Source organism: Acidisphaera sp. S103, assembly GCF_009765975.1.
GTDB lineage: Bacteria > Pseudomonadota > Alphaproteobacteria > Acetobacterales > Acetobacteraceae > Rhodopila.
This window is the reverse complement of the sequence record NZ_LMUJ01000108.1, coordinates 228,270-236,971: the sequence shown is the minus strand read 5'-3', so window position 1 is coordinate 236,971 and position 8,702 is coordinate 228,270. Positions and strand designations below refer to the sequence as shown.

The 8,702-nt window shown below is 63.8% G+C and carries 9 protein-coding genes; 4 read left to right on the top strand and 5 right to left on the bottom strand.

The genetic code is table 11. The features are described 5' to 3' along the window. Positions 1-373: 373 nt before the first annotated feature. A complete protein-coding gene (locus GSQ89_RS36035; protein WP_216856594.1) occupies positions 374-1,510 on the top strand; it encodes an acyl-CoA dehydrogenase family protein in 1,137 nt (378 codons plus the stop codon). Between the two features lie 124 nt (positions 1,511-1,634). Here GSQ89_RS36035 and GSQ89_RS36030 read toward each other — a convergent pair whose 3' ends face one another. Together GSQ89_RS36030 and GSQ89_RS36025 are read right to left on the bottom strand one after the other, a co-directional pair. Beyond that, positions 1,635-2,474 carry an MBL fold metallo-hydrolase gene (locus tag GSQ89_RS36030; RefSeq protein ID WP_158932920.1) on the bottom strand — a complete coding sequence of 280 codons (840 nt, stop codon included), beginning with the start codon at positions 2,472-2,474 and terminating at the stop codon, positions 1,635-1,637. Between the two features lie 349 nt (positions 2,475-2,823). After that, the gene (locus GSQ89_RS36025; protein WP_158932919.1) at positions 2,824-3,009 is read right to left on the bottom strand and encodes a tautomerase family protein; all 186 of its coding nucleotides are present in this window, start codon (positions 3,007-3,009) and stop codon (positions 2,824-2,826) included. A gap of 131 nt (positions 3,010-3,140) precedes the next feature. Between GSQ89_RS36025 and GSQ89_RS36020 the strand changes: the two genes are divergently transcribed. From GSQ89_RS36020 to argJ, 3 genes are all read left to right on the top strand, one after another. Beyond that, a complete protein-coding gene (locus tag GSQ89_RS36020; protein WP_158932918.1) occupies positions 3,141-4,106 on the top strand; it encodes a peptidylprolyl isomerase in 966 nt (321 codons plus the stop codon). Positions 4,107-4,174: 68 nt separating this feature from the next. Then, on the top strand, positions 4,175-5,065 hold the full coding sequence (locus GSQ89_RS36015) for a peptidylprolyl isomerase (RefSeq protein WP_158932917.1): 891 nt from the start codon (positions 4,175-4,177) through the stop codon (positions 5,063-5,065). A gap of 40 nt (positions 5,066-5,105) precedes the next feature. After that, the gene (gene argJ, locus GSQ89_RS36010) at positions 5,106-6,350 is read left to right on the top strand and encodes a bifunctional glutamate N-acetyltransferase/amino-acid acetyltransferase ArgJ (protein WP_158932916.1); all 1,245 of its coding nucleotides are present in this window, start codon (positions 5,106-5,108) and stop codon (positions 6,348-6,350) included. 108 nt (positions 6,351-6,458) lie between these two features. On the opposite strand, the gene GSQ89_RS36005 is transcribed toward argJ, so the two are convergent. From GSQ89_RS36005 to GSQ89_RS38910, 3 genes are all read right to left on the bottom strand, one after another. Beyond that, positions 6,459-7,118, bottom strand: a complete 660-nt coding sequence (locus GSQ89_RS36005) for a hypothetical protein (protein WP_158932915.1) — start codon at positions 7,116-7,118, stop codon at positions 6,459-6,461. Between the two features lie 105 nt (positions 7,119-7,223). Next, the gene (locus GSQ89_RS36000; protein ID WP_158932914.1) at positions 7,224-8,057 is read right to left on the bottom strand and encodes a phosphodiesterase; all 834 of its coding nucleotides are present in this window, start codon (positions 8,055-8,057) and stop codon (positions 7,224-7,226) included. A 419-nt stretch (positions 8,058-8,476) separates the two neighbouring features. Continuing rightward, a partial coding sequence (locus GSQ89_RS38910; RefSeq protein ID WP_216856592.1) for a hypothetical protein occupies positions 8,477-8,702 on the bottom strand: 226 nt, incomplete at its 5' end.

The window sequence follows — 8,702 nt, the reverse complement described above, 5'->3', positions numbered from 1 at the left end:
GCCAATCTCATGCATCTGCGCGGCTTCTGCCAACTTCTCAAACCGCCGCAAAGCGTCAAGGGCGTGCCCGGACAGGGGGTCCTGATATGAGACAGTCTGATACCGTATCATATCAAGAAACGTGCCAGACAACCGTGGGACACGCCCGGCCATGACGGTGAGAGACGGGGGGGCCACAACGGTGAGGGACGGGGGGGGCACAACGGTAAGGGACGGGGGTCGGCCCATAATGATGAGGCACGGGGGTGGCCCATAACGGTGAGGGCGGGGCGGCTCACGTCGGGCACGCCACACCCACCAACTCCGCACGGCTGACAAACCGCCCCGCGGGGTGTAGAGCGGCGTCTCCCATTTGTAACGTGAGGCAGACGCCATGCCCGACAGCATCTCCCCCACCGGCGACACCCTGATCATCGACATGATCCGGCGGTTCTCGCAGGAGCGCCTCGCCCCGCTGGCCGCGGAACGTGAGAAGCAGAAGCGGATCGAACCGGAGGTCGTTGCCGAACTCGGGGAACTCGGGGTGTTCGGGGCCACTACGCCGGCGGAGTGGGACGGCAGTGAGATCGATCCCGTCACCTATGCTCTGCTGCTGGAGGAGATCGCGGCGGGGGATGGGTCGGTTTCGACCATGGTGTCGGTGCATAATTCGCCGACCTGCATCGTGGTGAACAACCATGGCACCGATGCGCAGAAGGATCGATGGCTGCGGAAGCTGGCGACCGGGGAACATGTCGGGTCGTTCGGGTTGACCGAACCGCAGGCGGGGTCGGATGCGTCCAATCTGAAGACCCGGGCGGTGAAGAAGGGCGACCGGTACATCGTCAACGGCGCCAAGCAGTTCATCAGCAACGCGACGCATCCGGGCAGCCTGGTGTTCTTCGCGGTGACCGATCCGGGGGCGGGCAAGAAGGGGTTGTCGGCGTTCGTGATCGACAAGACGCATCCCGGGTTCTCGATCGCGCGGGTTGAGGAGAAGCTGGGCCAGAAGGCGTCCGACACCTGTGCGCTGGCGTTCGAGGACATGGAAGTGCCGGAAGACCAGCGTATCGGTGCCGAGGGGGAAGGTTACAAGATCGCGCTGTCCACGCTGGAGAGCGGCCGTATCGGCATCGCGGCGCAAAGTGTGGGCATGGCTCGGGCGGCGTTGGAGTATGCGGTCGGGTATGCGCGCGAGCGAAAAGCGTTCGGTGGCGCGATCATCGATTTCCAGGCTGTGGGGTTCAGGCTGGCCGACGCGAAGACACGGCTGGAGGCGGCACGGCAGTTGACGCTGTACGCTGCTCGTTTGAAGGCCGAGGGAAAGCCGGCGCTGGAAGCCGCCTGCATGGCGAAGTTGTTTGCCTCTGAGGCGGCGGAGGCGATTTGCACGGCCTCGATCCAGACGCTGGGCGGGTACGGGTTCCTGGCGGACTACCCGGTGGAGCGGATCTATCGCGATGTCCGGGTGTGCCAGATCTATGAGGGGACGTCCGACGTGCAGAAACTGATCCTGCAACGGATGCTGTAACACGGCCGACCCCTCATCGTCATGGCGAGCGCAGGCTCGCCATCCACGCCTTGCTGTGCGGGTCCCGGGAAAGGCGTGGATAGCCGGCCTGCGCCGGCTATGACGGTGTCGGGGGGCGAGATGCCTACCGCGCCGCCGCACCATCCGCGACCCAGCGAAACGAGGTCCCGGCACGTTCCACCCGGCCGAGGCCAGGCCACGGCTGGTGATAGCCGACGATCGACAGACGGTCATTTGCCAGGCGATCGAGCACGCGGCGGCGGGTCGCGATGCCGATGGTTCGGTCGGTATCGAACAGGCTCTCGGCTTCCGGGAAGCGGTAGGATAGCGGATCGTGGAATGCGACGTCGCCGATCAGGCACCAGCCGCCGTCGAACAGGTAGGCCATGTGGCCCGGCGTATGGCCGGGGGTCAGCCAGGCTTGTACGCCGGGTAGGAATTCCTCGCCGTCGCGGATGAAGCGGATGCGATCACGCAGCGGCAGAATGTGCTTTTCGAAGCCGGCCACGCTGCGCTCCAGCCGTTCGCTGGGTGGGTCGGAGGTCCAGAAATCCAGTTCCTCCTGGGCCAAATAGAGCGTGGCGTTGGGGAAATTCGGTGTGCCGTCGTCACCCATGGTGCCCCAGCAATGGTCGGAATGGGCATGGGTCAGCACCAGCGCGTCGATCGAGGCCGGGTCGATGCCGGCCTGCCGCAGGCTGCCGAGCAGCTTGCCGCTGTCGGAGCCGTAGAGTTTTTGCGAACCGAGCCCGTTGTCGAACAAAGCGCGCTTGCCGCCGGTTTCCAGCAGCAGGCAGTTCTGTTCGACCTGGACACGATCGTCGGGCAGGCCGGCCTCGGTCAGCGCCGCGTCGATTGATTCGATGGTCGTGCCTTTGAAGATCTTCGTCGCGGCAGGAAGCGACAGGGGGCCGTCGGAGACGATTGTGGCCTGCATCGCGCCGATGCGGAATTCGTGGAACATGATGAAACCTCGTTCCTGGGGGGTGGTAGACTATCGATGCTTTCCCGCGCGGGCCTCAGGGAAGGCGTGGATGGCGGGCCTTCACCTCACAGGCGTCAAAATAAGGCGTAAGGACCGGCCAACCCTTCGCGTCATCACCGGCTCGGCCCGGCGACCCACGACTTTCTACACGGAAAGCGGCAGAGTCGTGGGTGGCCGAACCAAGCCCGGCCATGACACGGGGGAGGGTAGGCCTTGCGCTTATCGTAACGCCTATGGGGTCTTCGTCCGCCATGGCGGTGGCGGGCGATGGACGAGTGGGCTTGCCCCGCGGCTGTTATTGCGTCTCTTGGCGCCAGGAGCGCCGGGATTACCGCTCGCTGAACAGGATTCCGCCCTTTGCCTTGTTTTCCTTCGGCGACTCGATGATCTGCACCATCACGCGGTCCGGCGCGACGTTGAAATTCTTCACCACGGCGGCGGTGATGTCCTGCACCAAGGCGCGCTTCTGGTCCAGCGTGCGGCCCTCGACGGCGTGGACATAGATTTCCGGCATGCGCGTTTCTCCCTGTTGGTCACCCATACTTATAGCTTTCTCTGGCCTTGCCGGCCATGACCGGGCATAGCTGCGCCACGCGTGTTTCGGCCGCCCCTCGCGGGTGGTTCGCATGGATCGCAGGAGTTTCGATGCGCACACCCGCCTGGTTTTTTTGTCAGGGTTTTCTGCTGGCATGCGTCTTGGCGTTGCCGATTGCCGCGCTGGCGCAATCCTCCGCATCGCCCGCCCCGGGGCTGGGTATCGCGCCGGCCGGCGCCGGCATGTCGGGCGACGCCACGACGCCGCAGCAAGGTCCGGCGGATCCTGTTGTCGCCAGTGTCGAGGGGCATTTGATCTATCTCAGCGATTTGGGTGAGGCATCGAAGACCTTGCCGGAAAATCTGCGCGGGATGCCGTTCGAGACGATCTATCCGGTGCTGCTGGACCGCATGGTCGACCACGAGGCGTTGGTGATGATGGCCGAGCGCAAGGGTTTGGACCAGCAGAAGCAGGTCCAGAAGGATATCCAGGCGGCGACCGACCGGATCCTGGAAGGTGCTTATCTCGGGCAGGTAGCGGCACCGCAGGTCACCGAACAGGCGATCCAGGCGCGCTATAACCAGGAGTTCGCCAATCATCCGGCGACCGAGGAGGTCCGCGCCCGGCACATCCTGGTCACCACCGAGGCGGAGGCGCGCAAAGTCCTGGAAGACCTGAAGAAAGGCGCCGATTTCGCGACCGTCGCGCGATTGGTCAGCAAGGATCCGGATGCGGCCAAGGGCGGCGACCTGGGGTTTTTCCGCCGAGAGCAGGTTTGGCCCGCGTTCGCCGATGTCGCATTTTCGTTGCAGCCCGGCCAGATCGCGCCGAATCCGGTCAAGAACGAATTCGGCTGGCATGTGATCAAGGTCGAGGAAAAACGCCTGGTCGCGCCGCCGAGTTTCTCAGATATCCATGATCAGTTGAAGCAGCAGCTTTTGGCCGCGGCGGTGCAACGGGTAATCGCGAACGCCAAAGGCCAACTGGCGATCCATCGTTTCAACCTCGATGGGTCCGAAATCGACAATGGCCCGAAACTGGACGTCGCGGCCCCGGTGGCGCCGCCGTCCCGATAGGATTCACCGCCTTGTGAGCCATCCCGGCTTCGGTCATAAGCACGCCGGTCAAATCTTCAGGGGTTTTCATGCCGTTTTTTCCGGACTGCTCGTTTGGGCCGCCGGCCCGCGTTTTCGCTGCGATCGCACTCCTCGGCGCCGTATCCGCCGGATCGGCCGTGGCGCAAACGGCGCCCGACCCCGTAGTGGCCACGGTCAATGGCCAACAAATCCATGCCAGCGAGGTGCAGGCAATGGTTGAAACCCTGCCGGCCCAGGCCCGCAGCATGCCGCAGCAGCAGCTTTACCCGATGCTGCTCGACCAACTGGTGGATGAGCAGGCCCTGGTGGCGGAAGCGAAGAAGACCGGGCTCGACAAGGACCCGGGGGTGGCGCGTTCGGTACAGATGGCGGAGGACCGGGCCCTGGCCTCCGGTTTGCTCGCCAAGCTGGTGCGCCCGCAGATCACCGATGAGGCGGTGAAGGCTCGCTACGACCAGGAATTCGCCGGCAAGCCGGGCGAGGAAGAAGTTCACGCCCGGCATATTCTGGTGAACGATGAAGCCACCGCGAAGAAGATCATCGCCGAACTGAAGAAGGGGGCCGACTTCGCGGCGTTGTCGAAACAGTACAGCAAGGACCCGGGCGCGTCCGCGCAAGGCGGGGACCTGGGCTTCTTCAAGAAGAACGACATGGTGCCGGAATTCGCCGATGCGGCCTTCGCGCTGAAGGACAACGAAGTGACGCCCGAACCGGTGAAGACCCAGTTCGGCTGGCACGTGATCCAGACGCTGGGACGCCGCACGACGCCGCCGCCGGCGTTCGAGCAGGAGCGTGACGAACTGCGCCAGCAGATGGTTCAGGAGGCCGTTCAGAAGGAAGTCGCCAAAGCCAGGGCGGCGGTGACGGTGGTGAAATTCAACATGGACGGCTCACCGGCGAAGGCGACCGACACGGCGGAGCCGCCGCCGGCCAAGTAAGTGCACTGAGCGATAAAAAGACTTGAATGGAGAGGAATCGATGACTGGCGCCGTGTCTCCGCTGGCTGTTCCGCTGGCCGCATTGCCACCACTGGCCGGCGTTCGCCTGTCAGCCACGGCGGCGGGCATCCGCTACCAGGGCCGAACCGATGTGGTGATGATGGAAGTCGCCGCCGGCAGTACGGTCGCGGGGGTGTTTACCTCCAATAAGTGCCCAGGGGCGCCGATCGACTGGTGCCGAGCCGCGCTGAAGGGCGGCAAGGCTCGGATGGTGGTGGTGAATGCGGGGAATGCCAACGTGTTCACCGGCAAGGCGGGGCGTGATGCCTGCTCGGCGACGGCTGCGGCGGCGGCCAAGCTGGCAGGGTGTCCGGCGAAGCAGGTGTTCGTGGCCTCGACCGGGGTGATCGGGGAGGTACTGCCGCACGAGAAGCTGGTGGCGGTGCTGCCGACGCTGCAAGAGACGCTGGCCGAGGATAACTGGGAAGCGGCGGCGCGTGGCATCATGACCACGGACACGTTTCCCAAGGCGGCGACGCGGGTGGCGCAGATCGGCGATGCTCAGGTGCGGATCACCGGCATCGCCAAGGGCAGCGGGATGATCGCCCCAGACATGGCGACGATGCTGTGCTTCGTATTCACCGACGCGAAGATCCCCGCCGATGCGCTGCAGACGATGCTGCGGAAGGGCGTCGACAGCAGCTTCAATTGCACGACGGTGGACTCGGACACGTCCACGTCAGACACGGTGCTGCTGATCGCGACCGGGCAGGCGAAACATCCGCGGATTCCGCCGGCGGATGGGAATGCCGCCCGCAACCGGATGCTGACCGGGTTCGCCAAGGCGTTGAACGAAGTGCTGCTGGACCTGGCGTTGCAGGTGACGGGGGACGGCGAAGGTGCCCAGAAGCGGGTGCGCATCGACGTGACGGGGGCGGCGAACGCCAAGTCGGCGAAGCGGATCGCGATGGCGGTGGCGAATTCTCCGCTGGTGAAGACGGCGATCGCCGGCGAGGACGCCAATTGGGGCCGCATCGTCATGGCTGTCGGCAAATCGGGGGAGCCGGCGGATCGCGACAAGTTATCGATCGGTGTCGGCGGGGTGTGGATGGCGCGCGAGGGTGCGGTGATCCCGGGCTACGACGAGACGCCGGTGGTGGCGCACATGAAGGGCAAGGAAGTCGAGATCGCCATCGACATTGGCCTGGGCCGCGGGTCCGCGATCGTCTGGACCTGCGATTTGACGCACGGCTACATCGACATCAACGGGTCGTACCGAAGCTGAGTCGTTTGGCGAAGCAGGTGTTTATCCACGGACCCTAGCTCTTTGTTTTCGGTGGCCAGCCGATCCCAGAAGCCGTCGCAGAATGCGACGAACTTCTGGGGCAGGACATTAGAATCGAGACACTGCCCCCATGAATGGGATCAAAGGGGGCGGCGCCCCCTTTGTGGATTCGGGCAGAGTCCGATCGTTGATTTCCGTCCCCTCATTGGCCACCGCGGCAAAGCGAAGGGTCATGGTCGTGCCGTCGGCCGGACGCACATCGACGTCCAGGGAACCACCGCGCAGGGCGACACGCTCCATCAGGCCGCGGACGCTTGCCACGCGGATCGCGGGGTCGGCCCCCGGCATGTCGTCGGTGACGCCGACATGGATACGATCGCCGTGGGTCGTGGCTGTCAGTAGAAGCCGGCTGGCGGGTGCGCCATGGACGGCGGCGGCCAGCAATTCCTCCAGAATGTCCGCGAGGACGGTGCCGCGCATGCGGCCCAGGAGGCCGGCGGGTGCGGCGACATCCACCTTCACGGATTGGGAAACCACGACCGGGATCAGACGTTTCAAGGCCAGACGAATGGCGCCGCCGACATCGGTCCAGGCGTCCGATGCGTCGAGGTCGATTTCAGGGTCGGCCCACAGCGGATCATTGGGCAGGCTGTATGCGTCCTTCGCCGCGGCCACGCCGTGGGCGTGTTTGCTGCGCCAGCCTGCCGCGACGACAATGCCGGACACGGTCACCGCCGCGAGGAAATATACTGTCCAAATCGTAAGCACGTTGCAAAACCCGAAATTTGTCCCGGAATGCTAGCAGACAAAGATTACTCATAGGTTAACGGAAAATGCGAATAAGTCGAAAGTATGTTTGCGAAACGCGTCTACTTATTGCGGACGAGTACCGGGGTATGCCGGATCGGTGATAAACGGGAATGGGCCGTTATAGGTATTTACATAGACGGTGTGCGCAACGAAGCCGGTTTTCTCATGCCACATATGCAACTGAAACGCGGGCGGCTCGAAATTGAACGCCCCCGGATCGGATGGATCGAACGTCAACTCGACCTGATGCGCGACGGATGGCGATATCGAGGCAATCGCGTGCGCGCACTGCCCGATGATCGGACGATGATGATGGCCGCAGACGATCCGCTCCACCTGGGGATGGCGGCCGATCACCGATCGGAACGTTTCGGGATTCACCAGCGCAATTCTGTCCATGTGCGGGATGCCGGTGACAAAGGGCGGGTGGTGCATGCCCACGAGGGTCGGTTTGTGGGGTTGGGCCGACAGCGTCCGGTCCAGCCATTGCAGTTGGGGTGAGGACAATTCTCCGTGATTGGCGCCGGGGACCAGTGTGTCCAGCATGACCAGGCGGACGGGGTGGTCCTCCACGGCGTACTGAACGAAATGCGAATCGGTGGTGACTCCTGGCAGGTGGGCGAGCGCGGCGCGAAAATTCTCGCGCCGGTCGTGGTTGCCGGGGATGACGTAGACCGGCATCGCCAGGGTGCGCCTGAGTATGGCGACGAGGTTGGCGTATTCGGCTTCGAGGCCGCACTCGGTCAGGTCGCCGGTGATGATCACGACGTCGGGCCGGGGGGTGAAGGCAGCGACCACGCGGAAAGCCCGTTCGGTCAGCATGTTGGTCTCGGATATCCGGTTGGCGGCGAGGCCGTGGGGCCGGACATGGAGGTCGGTGAGTTGGCAGATCAGCATCTGGTTTATTCCGGGATTTTAAGGAGAGGGGGTGGTTCGATGGTGGGGTGCCGGCGCGTTACCGGGCTTTGGCCGTGGCGGCTTCCGGGGCCATCTTGCCAGACGGGATGAGCTGAGCACCATCCTCCACCGCCTTGCGAGCGCCGATATGTGTCCGGGGGGTATGGGGCCAGCGATCGTTACCGGGATTGGGACCTGTCGTGCGGATCGTGTCTTCGTGAGCGATATGGTCAGGCAATGGAAGCGTCGCGGCATTAACCTTTTGGTTGGCTCTTGTGGTGCTGCCTGGTGGCATCGCGCTGTTTCGCCTTCACAGACCTTGTGCGATCCATCAGTGCCGTCGGCAGCAAAGCAATCAAGCGCACACGGAGTTACGCTGAGTTTGCACAGAGCTTCACGGAGAAGAAATTCACTCGGTGTCACCCAGTGCAACTTCGTTCCGGCCAGTCTACCGAGACTTCGACAAGATTGCCTTCGATCCGCGGAAGAGCGATGCGGTTTATGCGAAGCAGGATTTTGATCTGGCGTTCATCAGCCGCACCCGAACGACACGGAATCGCGCCCTGTCGTGATGCCGGACGATATTGCCGCGACACGGATCGAGATTGCCAGATGGACGCAGCGGATGGCTCAAAAGGCAGTCTA